General features: G+C 64.5%; 15 protein-coding genes. 9 read left to right on the top strand and 6 right to left on the bottom strand.

Annotated elements, in window-relative coordinates; genetic code table 11:
* Window positions 1–8: 8 nt before the first annotated feature.
* Window positions 9–686: a response regulator transcription factor gene (locus VGH98_14715; protein ID HEY2377225.1), complete on the bottom strand. Its 678-nt coding sequence runs from the start codon at window positions 684–686 to the stop codon at window positions 9–11.
* Between the two features lie 243 nt (window positions 687–929).
* On the opposite strand from VGH98_14715, the gene VGH98_14710 reads away from it, so the two are divergent.
* Window positions 930–1649, top strand: a complete 720-nt coding sequence (locus VGH98_14710; GenBank protein ID HEY2377224.1) for a dienelactone hydrolase family protein — start codon at window positions 930–932, stop codon at window positions 1647–1649.
* A 70-nt stretch (window positions 1650–1719) separates the two neighbouring features.
* Here the strand turns inward: VGH98_14710 and VGH98_14705 are convergent, their stop codons facing one another.
* A complete protein-coding gene (locus VGH98_14705) occupies window positions 1720–2217 on the bottom strand; it encodes a pyridoxamine 5'-phosphate oxidase family protein (protein ID HEY2377223.1) in 498 nt (165 codons plus the stop codon).
* Between the two features lie 193 nt (window positions 2218–2410).
* Between VGH98_14705 and VGH98_14700 the strand changes: the two genes are divergently transcribed.
* The 7 genes from VGH98_14700 (at window position 2411) to VGH98_14670 (ending at window position 13587) form a co-directional block, all read left to right on the top strand.
* Window positions 2411–3511: an ATP-binding protein gene (locus VGH98_14700; protein HEY2377222.1), complete on the top strand. Its 1101-nt coding sequence runs from the start codon at window positions 2411–2413 to the stop codon at window positions 3509–3511.
* The gene (locus VGH98_14695; GenBank protein HEY2377221.1) at window positions 3504–4166 is read left to right on the top strand and encodes a response regulator transcription factor; all 663 of its coding nucleotides are present in this window, start codon (window positions 3504–3506) and stop codon (window positions 4164–4166) included. The genes VGH98_14700 and VGH98_14695 overlap by 8 nt, the downstream gene beginning before the upstream one ends.
* A gap of 43 nt (window positions 4167–4209) precedes the next feature.
* Complete coding sequence (locus VGH98_14690; GenBank protein HEY2377220.1) at window positions 4210–6072, top strand: ATP-binding protein; 1863 nt, start codon at window positions 4210–4212, stop codon at window positions 6070–6072.
* 150 nt (window positions 6073–6222) lie between these two features.
* Entirely contained in the window at window positions 6223–8457 is a 2235-nt protein-coding gene (locus VGH98_14685; GenBank protein HEY2377219.1) for an ATP-binding protein, read from the top strand.
* A gap of 26 nt (window positions 8458–8483) precedes the next feature.
* The gene (locus tag VGH98_14680; GenBank protein ID HEY2377218.1) at window positions 8484–9005 is read left to right on the top strand and encodes a histidine phosphatase family protein; all 522 of its coding nucleotides are present in this window, start codon (window positions 8484–8486) and stop codon (window positions 9003–9005) included.
* 196 nt (window positions 9006–9201) lie between these two features.
* A complete protein-coding gene (locus VGH98_14675) occupies window positions 9202–12246 on the top strand; it encodes a SusC/RagA family TonB-linked outer membrane protein (protein HEY2377217.1) in 3045 nt (1014 codons plus the stop codon).
* Window positions 12247–12261: 15 nt separating this feature from the next.
* Entirely contained in the window at window positions 12262–13587 is a 1326-nt protein-coding gene (locus tag VGH98_14670) for a hypothetical protein (GenBank protein HEY2377216.1), read from the top strand.
* A gap of 77 nt (window positions 13588–13664) precedes the next feature.
* Here VGH98_14670 and VGH98_14665 read toward each other — a convergent pair whose 3' ends face one another.
* Both VGH98_14665 and VGH98_14660 read right to left on the bottom strand, forming a co-directional pair.
* Window positions 13665–14897, bottom strand: coding sequence for an amidohydrolase family protein (locus tag VGH98_14665; protein ID HEY2377215.1), 1233 nt, complete (start codon window positions 14895–14897; stop codon window positions 13665–13667).
* A 173-nt stretch (window positions 14898–15070) separates the two neighbouring features.
* Entirely contained in the window at window positions 15071–16288 is a 1218-nt protein-coding gene (locus VGH98_14660; GenBank protein ID HEY2377214.1) for an amidohydrolase family protein, read from the bottom strand.
* 292 nt (window positions 16289–16580) lie between these two features.
* Between VGH98_14660 and VGH98_14655 the strand changes: the two genes are divergently transcribed.
* Complete coding sequence (locus VGH98_14655; protein HEY2377213.1) at window positions 16581–16889, top strand: hypothetical protein; 309 nt, start codon at window positions 16581–16583, stop codon at window positions 16887–16889.
* A 39-nt stretch (window positions 16890–16928) separates the two neighbouring features.
* On the opposite strand, the gene VGH98_14650 is transcribed toward VGH98_14655, so the two are convergent.
* Window positions 16929–17291, bottom strand: coding sequence for a hypothetical protein (locus VGH98_14650; protein ID HEY2377212.1), 363 nt, complete (start codon window positions 17289–17291; stop codon window positions 16929–16931).
* A 124-nt stretch (window positions 17292–17415) separates the two neighbouring features.
* Window positions 17416–17658, bottom strand: a complete 243-nt coding sequence (locus VGH98_14645) for a hypothetical protein (protein HEY2377211.1) — start codon at window positions 17656–17658, stop codon at window positions 17416–17418.
* Window positions 17659–17883 lie beyond the last annotated feature (225 nt).

Genomic DNA, 17883 nt, shown 5'->3' with positions numbered 1-17883 from the left:
ACAGAGCGCTACGACGCGCTCTGCGGCTCTGGCGTCAACAGCCCCAATCTCAACGCGAAGCGCACGTAATCCGGCCGCGCACCCAACTTGATCTTCTCGTTGATGCGCTGCTTGTACGTATCGACTGTCTTCGGACTGATCGAGAGCCGCTCGCCGATGTCAGGCGCGGAGTAGCCCTGCGCGACGAGGACCAGCACGTCGCGCTCGCGCTCCGTGAGCTTCTCGAAGAGCGTACGATCACTCCTCGATCGATCGGCGGCTCGCATCCGCTGCGCCAGCACGTGAGCGGCCGCGGGACGAACGTACACGTCACCGTACGCCACGGCGCGCACTGCATCGACGAGCTCCTGATGCGCGGCGCTCTTGACGAGATATCCCGACGCACCCGCCTTGAGTGCTTCCGCGAGATATTCCTCTTCCTCGTGCATCGTGAGGATGAGAATCCGTGGATGCGGTTCCGTGGCGGTGATCTGTCGCGTTGCCTCGAGTCCATCGATGTCGCTCATGGAGAGGTCCATGAGAATGACGTCCGGCTGAACGCGGCCAGCGAGCGCGATTGCCTCTCGGCCACTCGCGGCTTCGGCAACGACGACAATGTCCTTCGCTGATCCCAATACGGCGCGGAGCCCCGTGCGAACGACGTGGTGGTCGTCCGTGAGCATCACGCGAATCGTTTCTGTAGGCATAGTGCCATCCTGGAGCGCATGCCCATAGCATGGCACAACGGCTGAGTCCCGTCAGTCGGGCTTAGGTCACCTTGTCGTAAGGGGTTCTCCGACGCGATCGTCTCGCGCGAATGAAGTGCGGTTCAGCGACCCCCGTCCCCTACAGGAAATCCAGCAATCCCCGACTTCGGCGAAAGCGCGTCGCGCGCACCTTGTGACAAGGCGTACGAAGGCAACAACGGTTGGTCCGATCAGGGGGATCACATGTCGAACATGCGATATGCAAATCAGAGTCGTGGCGTCGCGATGCAGATTCCGGTCGCGTCGATTTACCTCTGCGGACGCCTCGTTCTCACCGAGAACGCGCGTGGGCTGGTGATTATCGCGAATGGCGATGGCGATCATCTCTACGACGAGACCAACCGCTTCGTGGCTGAGCGCCTGGAAGACGCTGGATTCGCCACGCTCACCATCGACCTGCTCACGCCAAACGAGGCGGCAGAAGACGCCGAAACGTCGGAGCTACGTTTCCATCAGAGCCTGCTCGCGTCGCGGCTGATGAGAGTGACTCAATGGCTGCGCGGCCGACCGGTATTTAGAGATCTTGAAATCGGCTACTTCGCAAGCGGTCTGTGCGCGGGAGCCGCGCTCGCCGCGGCATCGGTCGCCGACAATGTGCGTGCCGTGGTCTGCCGCGGCGCGCGCGTCGATCTCGTCGTGCCGCAGCTTCGCCGCGTGCGCGCCCAGGTGCTGCTGTTGGTCGGCGAGCGCGACACTGCGCACATCGACGCGAGCCGCGGCGCCTACTGGCTATTACCCGAAACTGCGCGACTCGAGGTGGTGCCTAACGCCGGCCATTTGCTCGACGATTCGATGGCGCTCGATCGTGTGGCGTGCGAGGCGGAGCACTGGTTCGGTGAAGCGCTGGACGCGCGCCCGGCAGCGGTCGAGTTCATCGACGGCATGTTGGCGGGCGTGCCATAAGTGGCTAGGGGCTAGGGGCTAGGGCTAGGGGCTAGGGGCGGCTTTGGTGCCCCTAGTCCCTTCCCCCTTCTCACTTCGTACTCGACGCTCTCCCTGTGACCTCGTCCACGTGAATTCTGAACAGCACCTGACGAGCTGGCGTCGGATCGCCTTGTATGAGTGCCTCGGGCACCAGCTCGCGAATTAACGCCAGCGTCGACGAGTAGGCGGCGCGATCGGACGGCGAGCCGTCGACATCCGGGATGTGCACGGCACCGTGCACGATCACGCTCCGCCAGTCGAAGAGGCCCTCCACTTCATCGACCTCGAACGCCACCCAGGGATGATGAAGGAGCGTGGCCACCTTCGTGCCCGGACTCGTACGTCCGTGCAGCCAACCGTCCGAATGGATGTAGTGCACCGGTTCGATATCGACGCGGTCGTGAAAGGTGAACGCAATCCTTCCGACTTTATTTCGGTGGAGAAGCGCCTCGCACTCCTGTCGAGACAGTACTCGAAAGCTTGGAGCGGGCGAAGACCGCGCGATGGTTGCTCGGGTTTGTGCTCGTTTCTTGGTCGGCTTTTTCATCGGTCGGCTCCGCTCGTGGAATCGGCACATGATCGGGTCGCCAGCAATGTGCGTTGTTGCCCAACCATCTCGCCATTGGTCCCTCGCTCACCTCTGTGTCGGGCGTTCCCCTACATAGATTCAGGCGGTTCCCGAAGGCTTATCCCTCTTGCGCGGCCCATACTTCGAAGACCTTCAAGCGTGGGATTCAGCGGTGCCCGTCATTCGTGAGGTCGAACCAACCGTAAATCCAACGTCGCCCAGGCTGGCGCCATCCGGCACGCGACCTGAGCCGCGGCCAACGGGGTCGACCGCGCTGCGCATCCCGCTCGTTATCAAGCTGCTTGGCGCCAACGCGCTAGCGCTTGGCGTCGTCATCGCGATCGCGTATGCGCTCTCTCCGGCAAGACTGTCGGCTGCAGGAATGATCGTCGCCGCCGTGGCGGCCATGGCGTTGTTCGGCGTCCTCGCGGCGATTGCACTGCTGCCGCTGCGCGGTATCGAGGCCGTGGCCTCGCGCGTGTGGCGCGGCGACTTTGGCGCTCGCGTCGACGCGTCACCTGTCGCCGATCGAGACATGAAACGCATCGGCACGACGTTCAATCTGCTGCTCAATGGTCTCGTCGCCGATCGCACGCGCATGCGGGCGCTCGCGACCGCGGTGATCGACGCCGGCGACCGTGAGCGCGCCAGTCTCGCGCGAGAGCTGCACGATTCGACCGCACAGCAGCTCGCGGCGCTGGTTCTTCAGCTCAGCGCCGCTGCGCGCGACGCGAACGATCCCGCACTGACGGAGCGCCTGGACTCGATGCGAGATCAGGCAAAGGCAACGCTCGAAGAAGTCCGGTTGCTATCGCACACCGTGCATCCTCGCGTCCTCGACGATCTGGGTCTTGCGGCGGCGCTCAAGAAGCTCGGACGCGAAGTGGCCGACGTGAGCGGCATCGACATCGAAGTGACGTCCGATACGCGGGGGCATGCCGTGCCGGCGACGGCAGCGGCCGCCTTGTATCGAGTCGCGCAGACCGCAGTTCACAACGTCGTCAAGCACGCCGCGGCCGATCACGTCGACCTTCGCCTAACGGTTGAGGACCACGACGCGGTGCTCGAGGTGATCGACGACGGCCATGGGTTCGACGTCGAGGACGCGGAACAACGTCGGCCGGGCATGGGCCTGTTCACGATGCGCGAGCGTATTGCGCTCGCCGGCGGCCGCTTCGAGATCCGGAGCACATTCGGCTCCGGCACGCATATCAGAGCGTCGGTGCCGCTGACCGACCTCCTCCACCACAACTACGGAGCATCGCATGAGTGATGGCGAGATCCGCGTCATTCTCGCAGACGACCACACCGTCGTCCGCACTGGCCTCAAAGCGGTCCTCGGTGCGGCGCGCGACATTCACGTCATCGGTGAGGCGCAGAACGGCCGCGAAGCCGTGGCAATGGCAGAGCGTCTCGATCCAGACGTCATTGTGATGGACCTAACGATGCCCGACGTCGACGGCATCCAGGCGACGAAGGAGATTGGGCAGAAGGGCCTCCGCGCGCGCGTGCTCGTGCTCACGATGCACCTCGAGGACGATTACCTCATTCCACTCATGGAGGCGGGCGCGGCCGGGTACCTCGTGAAGAGCGTCGCCGATCGCGAGCTCGTGGACGCAGTTCGCGCGGTAGCGCGCGGCGACATGTACGTGCGGCCGGCCGCGGCACGCGTGCTCGCTCAGAATCTCACCAAACGCGCCGCGGCGCACTCGGAGCAACAGCGCTTCGACCAGCTGACACAGCGCGAGCAGAATGTGCTGCGGCTCATCGCCCAAGGCTACTCGGCGCCGGAGATTGGCGAGCAGTTGTTCATCAGCCCAAAGACTGTGGACACCTACAAGCAACGGATCCAGGAGAAGCTTGGCATTGCCCATCGCTCGGACTACGTGCAGTTTGCGCTGAAGCTGGGGCTGCTCGCCAAATCCTGACACCGGCGCGCCCGGCGACCGCACCGACTCTGCCCTCGCGCGCATGCCGCTCCTGAAAATCCGCGCGGTCTCGATTGCACTCATCATCGCTCTCGCGGTCCTGGTCCTCCCGTTAGGGGTCACGCTGCGGGAACTGGCGAATGGTGCGGACGGGGCCGCGTGGCTCAGACTCTTCGCAGTGCTCGGCGCCGCTGCCGCGGTCGGCTTCTCCCTGTATCGACAGCGAGCGGTTCGGACGCTCCTCGCCGAGCGACAGCGGCTGGAAGAGGCGCGCCACGCGTCGGACGCGATGTTCGTGGGCATTCTCGCGATCGCCGCCGATGCGGTGATCACGATCGACGAATCGCATCGCATCATCCATTTCAACAAGGGCGCGGAGGAGATCTTCGGCTGGTCGTCGAGCGAAGCGTTGGGCCAACACCTGAACGCGCTCTTGCCGGAGCGATTCCGGCCGCGTCACGATGCATTCGTCGCCGAGTTCGGGCGCGCCGCGGAATCGGCGCGACGCATGGGACATCGGCGCGAGGTCGCGGGCCGCCGTCGCGACGGATCGGAATTTCCCGCCGAAGCCTCGATCTCCAAGCTGGATCTGCCGGGAGGGCGCCGCGTTTTCACCGCGGTCGTCCGCGACATCACGGAGCGGCGGCGCGCGCAGGAGAGCGAGCACTTCCTCGCCGACGCCTCGGCGCGGCTCTCTGCGTCGTTAGGTTTCGAGGAGGTACTGCAGACCGTTGCCGACTGCGCGACGCCGATGTTGGGTGATGCCTCGATCGTCGACGTGCTCGACGGGCAGAAGTTCGTGCGGCGCGTGGCCAACGGCGCTGAGCCAGCCCGCGACGAGGTCAGGAGCGCGCTCACGTCGGGCGGCGAGTTGACGTGGGATTCGCTCGCGCCCGCCGTCGACGTGATGCGACGAGGCCGAGCCGAGATCGTCGAGCAGGTCGACGACGCCTGGCTCGAGGCCCACGAAGACGATTCGATGAGCCTAACGACATGGCAGCGCCTTGGCGTTCGCTCGATGCTCGTCGTGCCGCTGACGTTGGGTGAGCGAACGTTCGGCGCGCTGACCCTTCTCGCGCTGAACGGCCGTTCGCCGTATGGCCCGGACAGCCGAGCGCTCGCCGAGAAATTCGCGTCGCACGCGTCGCTTGCGCTGGAGAACGCGCGGCTGTACCGCGAGGCGCGCCGCGCCACCGAGGGTCGCGACCAGGTCCTGGGCGTCGTGTCGCACGATCTGCGCAACCCGATCAGCGCGATCGCGATGTGCGCAAGCGCGCTCCGGGAAAACTGGCCCGAGGGCGCCGAGCGTGAGAACTTACTAACGACGATCGTACAGTCGACGGAATGGATGAATCGCCTGATCCAGGACTTGCTCGACGTGGCGAGCATCGAGGCGGGGCGCCTGTCGCTCGAGCGGCATCCGGAGAGTGCAACGTCGATCGTCGGCAAGGCGCTCCGGATGTTCGAGGTCGAAGCGAGCGGCCGGCGGATCGAGCTGTCCTCGCACGCGCCGGCAGAACTTCCCGCCCTCAACGTCGATGCCTCACGCATCGTGCAAGTGCTGAGCAACCTCCTGCGGAATGCGCTGAAGTTCACGCCCGATGGCGGACGAATTACCGTCCGTGCGGAGTCGCGCGGCGGCAGCGTGGCCTTCGCGGTGGCCGACACGGGTCCGGGCATTCCGGTCGCCGATCAGCCACGCGTCTTCGATCGCTACTGGCACGCGAGACGCACCGCGAACAAGCGCGGCACGGGACTCGGCCTATCGATTGCCAAAGGCATCATCGAGGCCCATGGCGGCCGGATGTGGCTCGAGAGCACCCCGGGCGAAGGAAGCACGTTCTCCTTTTCGATCGCTGCCGAATCGTCGCCGGCGGCAGTCGCGGAAGCTGGCCGGGTGTCATAGCGCCGACGTCCTTCGATAAAGGAATTCACCGACAAAAGAGCACGCTTTCGGAGCGTGAGTCTCTGTGACGGTGCAGGGCGGCAAACGTCTGTGAATCAACGGCAGGTCCGAGGAGCGTGTCCTCCTCCCTCGCTGCCGCATCCCGTCGCCATGTCCCAGACCGCTTTCGCTCTCGCCGTCGCTCGCGCCGAGCTGGCCGCCTCTCGACGGCGTGTGCTCATTGCGCTCTTCACCGTCGTCACGGCGGTGTTCCAGATCGCGGGCTTGCGCGCGTCTCCGTGGGTGTACGCGGTGTTCGCGCTCTGGATGGCGCTCACGTTCCTCGCGGGGCTCGTGCTGCGACGCGCTCGATCGGCGAATGACGCCGATCTCGTGCAGACTGTCTCGTACTATCTCGACGCGACGATCGTGACGCTCGCGTGCGCGATGATCGGCGGCGGCTGGTGGATCGCGGTGACGCTCGTCGCCTTCGGTGTCACGTTCGCGTTCGCCACGCTTCCGCGGCGGCGCGCCCAATACGCCGCGCTCTACGCGCTGTGCTGCTTCAACGCACTCATAGCCGGTGAGACAATGGGAGTGATCACTCCCGTCGGCTTCGCCGGTCTTCCGCCGCTGCGTGAGAACTATGCGATCGCGCTCGCGGTCGCGCTCTTCGGCACGACGATAATCGCGACCTTCGGGATGGTGCAGCTCACATTCGTGCGCGTGATGCGCCGCACGCGAGAGCGGTACGAGCTGCTCATGCAAACCGCACCCGACATGATTCTCAGTGCCGACCGAAACGGGGCCATCGTGTCGGCCAACGAAGCGGCGCGACTGTACGCAATGCGAACCGAGATCGCTAGGCCGGACGGGGAGAATGGCGGGAGGCCTCGGATTTCTGCAGGGTCTGGACTGATCGGGCGACAGGTTGCCCTGCTCGCGTACGAGGACGACCGGGAAATGCTCGCTGCCGACGTCAACGCGGCGGCCGACGGCGAGAGCCGCCAACGAGAGCTTCGCCTAACGGCTCAGGGCGAGCCAGGATGGTATGCGGTAACCTGCAATGCGATTCGCGAGGAGGAGCGGGTCACGGGCGTGCTCATCGTCGCGCGGGAGATCACGGCGCGCAAGCAGCACGAGGAGATGCTCCGGCGCAGCGAGGAGACGACACGACAGGCGCAGAAGATGGAAGCCATCGGACGCCTCGCGGGCGGTGTCGCACACGACTTCAACAATCTCCTTACCGTGATCGGGACCTACTGCGAGCTGCTCAGGCAGGGCGTCGAGGAGGGCAACGCGCGGCGCGCGGACGTCGACGAGATCTACAACGCCACCGTGCGGGCGGCCGCGCTCACCAATCAGCTCCTCACGTTCAGCCGGAAGCAGCTTCTCCAGCCAAAGCTGCTCAACCTGAACGACATTGTCGCCGGGATGCAGGAGATGCTGCGCCGCCTGATCGACACGGGCATTCGCATCGAGACGCGCGCCTTCCCGACTCTATCGACGCTCCGCGCGGATCCCGCGCAGATGGAGCAGGTGCTGCTCAACCTCGCCGTGAACGCGCGCGACGCGATGCCTAACGGTGGCCTCCTGCGTATCGAGACCGACGAGGCATTTCTGGACTCGGCGTATGCCGCGGCACATCCAGGCGTCTCCGCCGGCCATTACGTGCTGCTCTCCGTCGGCGACACCGGATTGGGGATGGACGACGAGACGCGGGAGCGTATCTTCGAGCCCTTCTTCACGACGAAAGGACAGGGCGAGGGGACGGGTCTCGGCCTCGCGACGGTCTACGGCATCGTTCAGCAGTCCGGGGGCAACATTCAAGTCGATAGTGAGCTGGGCCGCGGCACGACCTTCCGCATCTACTTCCCGGTCGCTACCGGAGAAGAAGGGGTGCCGCCGCGCGTAGTGGCGCGGCGCCTAACGCCTCTCTCCGTCGAGAATACCAACGCGGGAGCCGGGCAGCGGCGCCCGTTAGGCTCGGAAGGATGCCTGCGCAGCGAGGCGGGCGAGACGGTGCTGCTCGTCGAGGACGGCGAGGCGTTGCGCGAGGTCCTGCAGCGCGTGCTGGAGGAGCTCGGCTACCGCGTCCTTGCCGCGGGTGACGGCGAGGAGGCCCTCGCGGTCAGCGCATCGTACGAGGGCTCGATTCACATTCTCGTCACCGACGTCGTGATGCCGAACCTCGGCGGACGCGAGCTCGCGCTCGAGCTCTGGCGCACCAGACCCGAGACGCGCGTGCTCTTCATGTCCGGGTACACCGAGGACGCGATCCTTCATCAGGGTCTGCGCAAAACCACGGTCGGCTTCCTCGGCAAACCCTTCCGTCCGGACTTCCTGGCGGCGAAGGTCCGGGAGATGCTGGATGCGGCCCGCGGAGCGTTGAGCGCGGAGCGATAGCCGCTACGGTACGAGGCCCTTCATATATGAATCTGTTGGTGATCCGGCACGCCATCGCCGAGGACAAGGAGCGATTCGCGGCGACGGGCCGTAACGACGACCTGCGTCCCCTCACCGAGGAGGGCCGGAGCAAGATGCGTCGCGGCGCGCAGGGGTTGCGCGCTGTTATCGGGCGGCTCGCGCACCTTGCATCGAGCCCGCTCGTCCGCGCACGTGAAACGGCGGAGATCGTGGCGCCGGCGCTCGGCGTTGCGCGCGTCGAGATCGTGGAGGCGTTGCGGCCCGATCGATCATATGACGAATTTCTCGAGTGGCTGCAGGGAGCCATGTTACCTAACGAGGACGCGGACCGTACCGTCGGCGTGGTCGGGCACGAGCCACACTTGAGTGGCCTCGTGACCTGGCTGATGACGGCCGGCGACGACACCCGCGTCGAGCTGAAAAAGGGAGCCGCGTGCCTGCTCCGCTTCGATCGCGCGCCGGCGAAAGGCCAGGCGATGCTTCGCTGGTCGCTCACACCTTCTCAGCTCCGCGATCTCGGCGACTAATGGGAGTCGATATGATCGTGAGGGAGTGCGAAGAGCGGCATCTGGCCATCAGTAGATAGCGCCTCACCACCCCAACGAGCCGTGCCGTCCCTGAGACATCTATTGCCAAACAGGGGTTTGGCGCTTCAAGTTCGCGCCAACTAGCACTGCCTCGCGCCGCCGCGGGCCCGACCTCTCCCCTGCTTCGAGGTCATCGATGAGAACTTGCTCACTCGTCGTCGCGGTTCTCTGTTCCGTCGCTGCTGTCGCTACTGTGCACGCCCAGGCTGGGGTGTCGCGCCAGGGTAGCCTGACGGGCCGAGTCACCGATCAGTCCAACGGTCAACCGGTACCCAGCGCCGTTGTCGTGGTTACTGGCTCGAGTCTCGGCGCAGTCACGAACGACTCGGGAGTCTACACGATCCGCGCCATTCCGGCGGGCACCCATCAAGTCCGCGTCAACCGTGTGGGATATGGTCCGGCAGTGCGCACTGTCGCCATCGTTGGCGGTCAATCGACGACCGCGGATTTCATCGTCAGCCACGTTCCGTTCGTGCTCGAGGAAGTGGTGACGACGGCTACCGGCGAGCAACGCACGCGCGAGCTAGGCAATACCGTCGCCAAGGTCGACGCGGCGAAGGTGGTCGAGAGCGCGCCGATAACGAACATGCAGGATTTGCTCAACAGCCGGGTTTCCGGCGTGACGTTGATACAACAGAACGGCACCGTCGGCTCGGGATCGCGCGTTCGCATCCGCGGGTTGAGCAGCGCCTCGCTCTCGAACGACCCGCTGGTTTACGTCGACGGCATCAAGGTCGAGACGAGCTCGCCCCGACTCGACGGCACGGTATACGTCGGCGGCGGTCATCCCTCGTTCCTCAACGACATCGATCCCGACGAGATCGAGAGCATGGAGATCGTGAAGGGCCCGTCGGCAGCGACGTTGTACGGCACACAAGCGGCGAATGGCGTCATTCGCATAACGACGAAGCATGCGAAGCCGGGTCGCACGCAGTGGCTGCTTTACGACGAAGAAGGTTACAACAAGGACGTGACCGATTATCCCGGCCAGTACTACTCGCAGGGCACCGACAAGGCGACAGGCGGCATTCGTCAATGCTTGCCGTGGCAGCAGGCCGAGAATCAGTGCACGATCACGCAACTCTACTCGCGGAACCTGCTGCAAGACGCGGGCACGACGCCGCTCGCAGCCGGCTACCGCGCCGAGCGCGGCATCCAGATCAACGGTGGCTCGGAGCAGGTACGCTTTTTTGTTTCGGGTGCCGCTGATCATGAAGATGGTACGCTCCGTATGCCGCAGATGGAGCAAGCGTTCCTTCGTCAGGAGCGCGGTGTGTCGATTTTGCCTGGGGAGCAGCTCAACCCTAACGAGCTGCAGCGGTTAAATCTCCGAAGCAACCTCAGTGCAATCCTCAACAACAACGTCGACGTCACGCTGTCGAGCGGCTTCGTGAACAGCGACAATCGCTTGCCGCAGACGGGCGACAACACCCAAGGCATCCTCGGCGCCGCGCTCTTCGGCAGCGCCAATCCCGCGAAGGCGAGCAATCCATGGGGGTTCGCGCGGCCGGCGGAGGGGTTCGCGGACGTCATCTATCGCCGCGACAGTCGCTTCACGAACAGCCTGCAGAGTAATTGGCGGCCATGGAGCTTCCTCGCGGCGCGCGGCACGCTCGGATTGGATTACGTCGGCTATTCCGATGAGGCAAACAACGCGTCCGGCGAAGGGTGCACGATCTGCGATCTGAATCGCGAGGGTCTGCGCACGATCAACAAGTTCGTGAGCGCGAAATACACCGCTGACTTCGGGGCGACGGCGACGCGCGAGCTCACGCGCCGCATCGAATCAAAGACCTCTGTCGGCGTGCAGTTCATTCGCGACCAGCTCGATGGCACGCTCAACACCGCCAACGTCTTCCCGCCGGGGATCACGCGCATCGACGCGGGTGCGATCAAGAGCTCGGGCGAGAAGACCGTGGAAAGCAAGACGCTCGGCCAATATGTCGAGCAGGAGTTCGGTCTCGACCAGCGATTCTTCCTTACTGGCGCGCTGCGCTACGATCAGAACAGCGCCTTCGGCAAGAAGAATCGGTCGGCCACCTATCCGAAGATCTCTGCGTCCTGGGTCGCAATCGACAACGGCAGCGGGCTCCGTGCTCTGCGCTGGCTCGATGAGCTGCGATTCCGGAGCGCATACGGGGTCTCCGGCCAGCAGCCCGGACCGACCGATGCGCTGCAATATCTCTCGCCGATCACGACGGCAATTTTCGGCGTGGACCAGCCGGCGGTCACGCTCGCTGGATTGGGCAACGACGCACTCAAGCCGGAGCGCTCGCAGGAGTTCGAGGGCGGCTTCGACGCCGGCTTCCTCGGCAAACGCGCCAACCTCCAGCTCACGTACTACAACAAGCGCACGACGGACGCGCTGATCCAGCGTGTGCTGCCAGGCTCGTTAGGTGCGACCGTCTCGCGCATCGAGAACATCGGCGTCGTCACCAACAAAGGGGTCGAGCTCTCGCTCAACGGGCGGTTGGTCGACCGGCAGAACATCGCTCTCGACCTGAACGTCGAAGCCTCGCAGAATGGCAACAAGCTCGTCGACCTCGGTGGTCTGCCGCCCATCACCGGCTTCGGCTACCAGAATCGCGTCGGCTATCCGCTCTTCGGCCTTTGGTGGCCGCAGATGACGTCCTACAGCGACGCGAACCACAACGGCATCATCGAGCCGAACGAAGTCACGGTCTCGGACTCGACGCTCTTCGGCGGCTCGACGGTGCCGACGCGAACGCTTTCCTTCTCCCCCAGCCTGACGCTGTTCAAGCGTCTTACCATCTCCGGCTTGCTCGATCGGCGCGCAGGTTTCGCAAACTTGAACGTCAACGAGTGGTTCCAGTGCGTGCCGACGCAGAACTGCCGCGCGATCAACGATCCCTCGGCGTCCTTGTTCGATCAGGCCAAGGCGATCGCCGGCGGCAATGGCATCGGTGCGTACATCGAGAATGCGTCCTTCTGGAAGTTCCGCGAGCTGTCGATGAGCTACAACATCCCGGAGCGTTACGTCGCCCGTCTTCGCGCCACGTCGGCGATCGTGCGCCTAACGGCTCGAAACCTGGCGACGTGGTCGAAATTCACGAGTTGGGATCCGGAAATCGCAACCCAGGGCGACGATGCCGCGGTGTACAACTTCGTTCAGCTCGCGCCGCCGCGCATCTACACGGTGCGCCTGAACCTTGGCTTCTAAGAGAGGATGCGTCTCATGAGAAAGACCATCACATTCGCGCGAGCAGCGTTCGGCGCGACCCTCTCGGTCGCCGTCGCGTTCACGATCGCCGCGTGCAAGGCAGATTCGTTGCTCCAGACGGAGAACCCAGACGTGATCGACCCGGGCGCAGTGAACACCGCGCAAGGCGCGGCGGCCCTGTACAACGGCGCCATCGGCGACTTCGCACTGTCGGTGGACGGGAGCGGCCTCACCGGCCCCGCCCTCGTCGAGGCGGGTGCGTGGTTCACCGACGAAGCCCGCTTCGGCGGGACGCCCCCAGAAGTGAAGCAGATGGATCTCCGCAACGTGCGCGAGGAAGCGGACGCGTGGCAGGAGATGTATCTCGACCTGCACCGCGCGCGCGAGGGCGCCGAGCGCGCTGCCGCGGCGCTCACGCAGTTCAACAAGCAGGACCCGCGCATTGGCGAGATGTACGCGATCTCGGCGCTCGTTCACATCCTGCTCGCCGAGGACTACTGCTCGGGGGTGCCGTTCAGCACGACCCAGCCCACCCTCGTCTATGGGCAGCCGCTCACGACCGCGGCGATCTTTGCACGCGCGATCACTCGGCTCGATCAGGCGAAGTCGAACGCGAATGGCGATCCGACTGTCACGAGTCTCGAGGCGGTGCTGCGCGGGCGGACGCTCGTGGACCAAGCCAACTTCGCGGCCGCTGCCGCCGCGGTCGCCGCGGTCCCGACGTCGTTCGTCTACCAGACATACCACAGCGTAGCGACCGACCGCGAGAAGAATTACATGTTCACGGACATCTTCAACGCCGACCGACTATCCGTCTCGGATACCGAGGGTCAGAATGGGCTCAACTTCGCGTCGGCGAACGACCCGCGTCTGCCGGTTCAGAGTAGCGGCCTTTCGCGCTTCGACGGCGTGACGCCGATGATTCGTTTCCTGGAGTACAACAGTCTCTCCTCACCGGTCGTGCAGGCGAGCGGGATCGAAGCCCGACTCATCGAGGCCGAGGCAGCGCTGGCCGTTGGCGACGCCACCACCTGGCTCGCGAAGCTGAATGTCGCGCGCGCGACGGTGTCGGGCCTCGCACCGCTGACGGACCCGGGAACGGCGACGGCGCGCGTCGATCTCATGTTCCACGAGCGCGCCTTCTGGCTCTTCATGACCGGCCATCGCCTCGGCGATCTACGCCGGCTCGTCAGGCAGTACGGGCGCGGACCGGAAACGGTCTTTCCGACGGGGGCGTATCACAAGGACAATCTCATGCGCGGGACGGACGTCAACATCATCATCCCGATCAGTGAGAGGAACAATCCCAACTTCCACGGGTGCATCGATCGGAACGCGTAGAGGGTAGCGGGTAGCGGGTAGAGGGTAGAGGGCGGGATTGTTATCCTGAGCTTTTCGCTCCGGATGACAGTTGGCTATTACGGGCGACGCTGCTCTCCGGCGAGCACCGCGCCCGACCCCGAGCGACTATAAACCAGCTCGCCGCCTACGTACACACTTTCCACCCACGTCTTCATACTCAGCGGCGGGCCATCGAGGATGATCACGTCCGCGTCCTTGCCGCTCTCGAGACTGCCCAATCGATTCGCGACGCCGAGGATCTGCGCCGGATACAAAGTGACCGCGCGCAGCACTTCTTCCTCCGGCAATCCGTAACCCTGCGCCAGCGCGGCGTCGATGAGGAGCCACTTGCCCGTGATCGGCTGTGCGAGGCCGCCGAGCCCGTGCGAGTAGCTCGCGATGGCGATGGGGACGCCCGCCTGATGGAGCCAGGCCGTGTTTCGCTCGTCAGGCGCGGGATACTCCTTGAGATCGGGAATCTCGTCGCCGGAGATGAACGGATTTGAAATCGGCCCGAGCACGACGGGGATCTTCTTCGCGGCGAGCTCCGCTTTCATCTGATACGCCTGCGCGCCGCCATTGATCACGAGATCGAAGCCGAATTCGTCCGCGAGCCGCATCGCGCCGCGGATGTCGGTCACCGTGTTGGCTTGTATGCGTGCCGGCAGTTGGCGATGAAGGACCCTAACGAGGGCGTCCATCCCTTGCTCGCGCTTCGGCGGCGCCGTGCGTGCGCGAACCGAGTCGGGCCGCGCGTTGTACGCCTGCCAGGCACGGTCGTACTCCTGCGCGCGAATAAATGATTGTCGGAGCAGCGACATCACGGCCGGGTGCGTGTTCGGCGTTCGATTCTTCGCGCGGAACGTCTTCGTCGGCCCGGCGCCGACGGACATGTCCATTCCCGCCGGCTCCTTCACGGTGATGTCGGCGAGACTCTGGCCGGCTGTCTTCACGATCGCGCCCTGGCCGCTGACGACTGTTGCGTCACCCGGCCCGACGTACTGCGCGGTGACGCCGCCGGTGAGGAGCTCCGTTGCGCGGAGCGGGCCCGCGCCGCTCGCGAAACCCATCCCGGTCGGATCATATGCGTCGATGATACGCAGCTCCGGCGTGATCGGATCGCTCGCCTCGGCGAGGTCCTGCGCATCGATACCGAAGTATGTCATCGCGTCGATCAGACCGGGCATCACGTACTTGTTCGTCCCGTCAACGATCGTCGCGTCCGACGGAATCGTTAGGTTCGTCCCGACGCCGGCGATCTTGCCACCGCGCATGAGCACCGTTGCCCCGCGTAGCGCGGGACCGCTCATGGTGAGCACGGTTGCGTTCCGAATGGCTATTGCGTGGAGGGCAGAGCGCGAAGTGTTGCGGGTGGTATCCTGCGCGCGCGAAATCATCGGTACAACGAGCGCACAGGCAGCCAGCGCCGCCATGACGCGCCGCCCACGACACTCCGCCCCCGACCCACTACCCTCTGCCCGTATCATTTTCCCTCCTTCGCGCGATCGTACGCGACGTTGCCATCGACGTAAACGAGATCGACGCGCGTCTTTGGCTCGTACCACGGTCCGTCGAGAACGACGATATCCGCGTCTTTTCCTTTCTCGATCGAGCCAACGCGGTTGGATACCCGCGCGATCTTCGCGGCGTTGATCGTTAGGCCCTTGAGTGCTTCCTCTTCGGGCAACCCATAGCGCACGGCCATCGCGCCGCAGTATCGAAACCACTTGCCCTGCACGACGGGGTCGTCGGTGTGAAACGCGTACAACACACCCGCTTTCCAGAGCGTCACCGGGCTGCGCATGATCTCTTCCTTGAGCCCGATGCGCACGAATAGCGGCATCCCGACGACGTCGACGTGTCGTTTCGCGATCTCGTCAGCGACTTTGTACGCCTCCGTCGCGTGATGCATCGCGAGGTCGAAGCCGAATTCGTCCTTGAGCTTGAGGAGCGCCATGATATCCGCCGCCGAGTGTACGTGCGCGCGGACGTAGTCCTCGTGTCGAAGCACGCGTGCGACGGTCTCCATGCCGAGGTCGCGCGGCGGGGGCGCGCCCTGCTTGCCGCCCGCTTCCCAGCGGTTCCACGCGTCCATGTACTCGCGCGCGTGGATGAACATGTCGCGGAGTCCGGAGGTGACCGCGGGGCTCGTCGAGGGTGGACGATCGGGACGCTTGCGTCCCATTGCGATCTTGAGCCCGCCGGCTTCCTTGAGGATGCGCTTCTGAAAGTCGGGTCCCCAGGTCTTTACGACTGCTGCTTCACCGCTCGAGACCTCACCGCTGCCCGTACCGGTGACGACCGTTGTCACGCCGGCATCGGCGTCGGGTTTCCAGCCGCGGTCGTCGGGATTGAGCGCGTCGACCATGCGGTGCTGCGGGCCAAACGAGACGGCTTGCTCGTTGAGGTCCTCGGGCGCCGCGCCGATGTGGGAATGGTTGTCGACCATCCCGGGGATGATCTCGCGTCCCGAGACGTCGACGACCTGGGCGCCCGCGGGAATCGAGATTCCGGCGCCGACGTCGGCGATCTTGCCATCCCGAATGAGGACGACGCCGTTCTTGATGACGGAACCGGCGGCGGTGTGGACGGTGGCGCCGCGGAGCGCGACGACTGCGGTCGTGCCTTGCGGTGATGCGTTCGGTGCGAGGACGAGCGAGCCGACCGCGCTCGCGAGGGTGAGCAATCGAGCCCTGATCACTGGCGCCTCGAAGGAGGGAAACTATCGCTCCTTATATCCTTCCGGACGGCCAGACGCAATCACGGTCTTCGCGATGGAACGCCGCCGGGCGGAACGCTTCGCCGAATGAGTGGCGAGTCGCTTTTTTTTGTTTTCATCCGCGCCATCTGCCGTCAACGGTATCCAGCTTTTCACAAACAGAGTAATTCGAAGTGCTCACCCTGACGCGTCGCCAGTCGATCGCTTCGCCGTACCGACGAGCATGAGGCGGATCCACCGAGCGCGACGAGCTGCGGCGAGGAATTAGAAGCTCGTGCCGCGCAAACTGAGACGCGTACAACCGCCGCGAACGTTTCGTTCGCTCGATGATCAGGGCCGCCACTCGTATCGCGACACCGACAAGATCGAATGGAATCGCGTACCGCGAGCGTTGAATCTTGTATCGAAGAGTCTCCATTTCGTCCCGACGGAACGAACGCTCGTACCGGACAAATTGATGGCTGTCCAGATGAAACGAAGAGCAGTGCCGGTCGAATTGATCGGTGTACAGGCGAGAATGCAACTCGTCCCGCTCGAACGGATCGGTGTCCCGAGGGAATCGTTCGTCGTGCCGGAGGAATGAACGGCCGTCCACCAGGAGCTGACCATCGTCCAGCACGGATCAACAGCCGTCCGGAAGAGATGATTCTCGGTCCCGACTGAAGTGACTGCGTCGCCGCAAGGATGCGACGCTGTCCAGCACAAATGCGAAGCTGTCCAGCAGAGATGCGAGGCTGTCCAGCAGGGATGCGAGGCTGTCCAGCAGGGATGCGAGGCTGTCCAGCCGGGATGCGAGGCTGTACAGCACGAATGCGAGGCTGTACAGCACGAATGCGCGGCTGTACAGCACGAATGCGCGGCTGCACAGCAGGAATGCGCGGCTGTACAGCAGGAATGCACACGCGTCTGGGTGCAATAGCGCGACGTCCCGCTCGAATTCACCGCCGTTCGGAGTCCTCTGCTCGCCGTACAGGTGGCGTCTCACCCTGTACGCGAGGGACTCACGCGATCACCGTCGAGATGAACCGATGTCCAGCTCGAGGTGATCGGACTATAGCTGACACTACTCACTTCGCCGACGAGATCAACAACTCCGGCGACGACATCCATCACTCCGCCGACGAGATCGACAACGCCGCGAGTCCATGTCGATCATCCCACATCGCGTCGCACCGTTGCCGACGGCAATAGCAACAATCCCAGAAGCCATGTGATGCGCCGCCGTTCACATCGCACTCCTCACCAACCACTTCTCGTCCCTCGCCAACCATGTTGACCACGCTGCCGCTCAGGGCACGACCGCCCCCGTTGAGATGAACCAAACCGCCGGCGACGTCCTCACGTCGCCACACCGCACTTCCATTTCCTCGGCCACCGCGACCGGCGCGCACGGTGGCCGCTTGCTTTGTCCGCGTCCATCAACCAAACGAGAGGAGATTATGAAGTATCAAGAGAATGCTGTACTCGATGCGCTGCTCCGCGCGCAACCGTTTCTCGACGAGAATGCCGCATCGCTCACGGGCGTCGATCTCACCGCCGCCCGCAAGCGACTCGACGACGTCGTGGTGACGTTTACC

The organism is Gemmatimonadaceae bacterium (assembly GCA_036496605.1).
Taxonomy (GTDB): Bacteria; Gemmatimonadota; Gemmatimonadetes; order Gemmatimonadales; family Gemmatimonadaceae; genus AG2.
The sequence above is the reverse complement of the archived record's forward strand: the minus strand, read 5'-3'. Positions and strand labels throughout refer to the sequence as shown.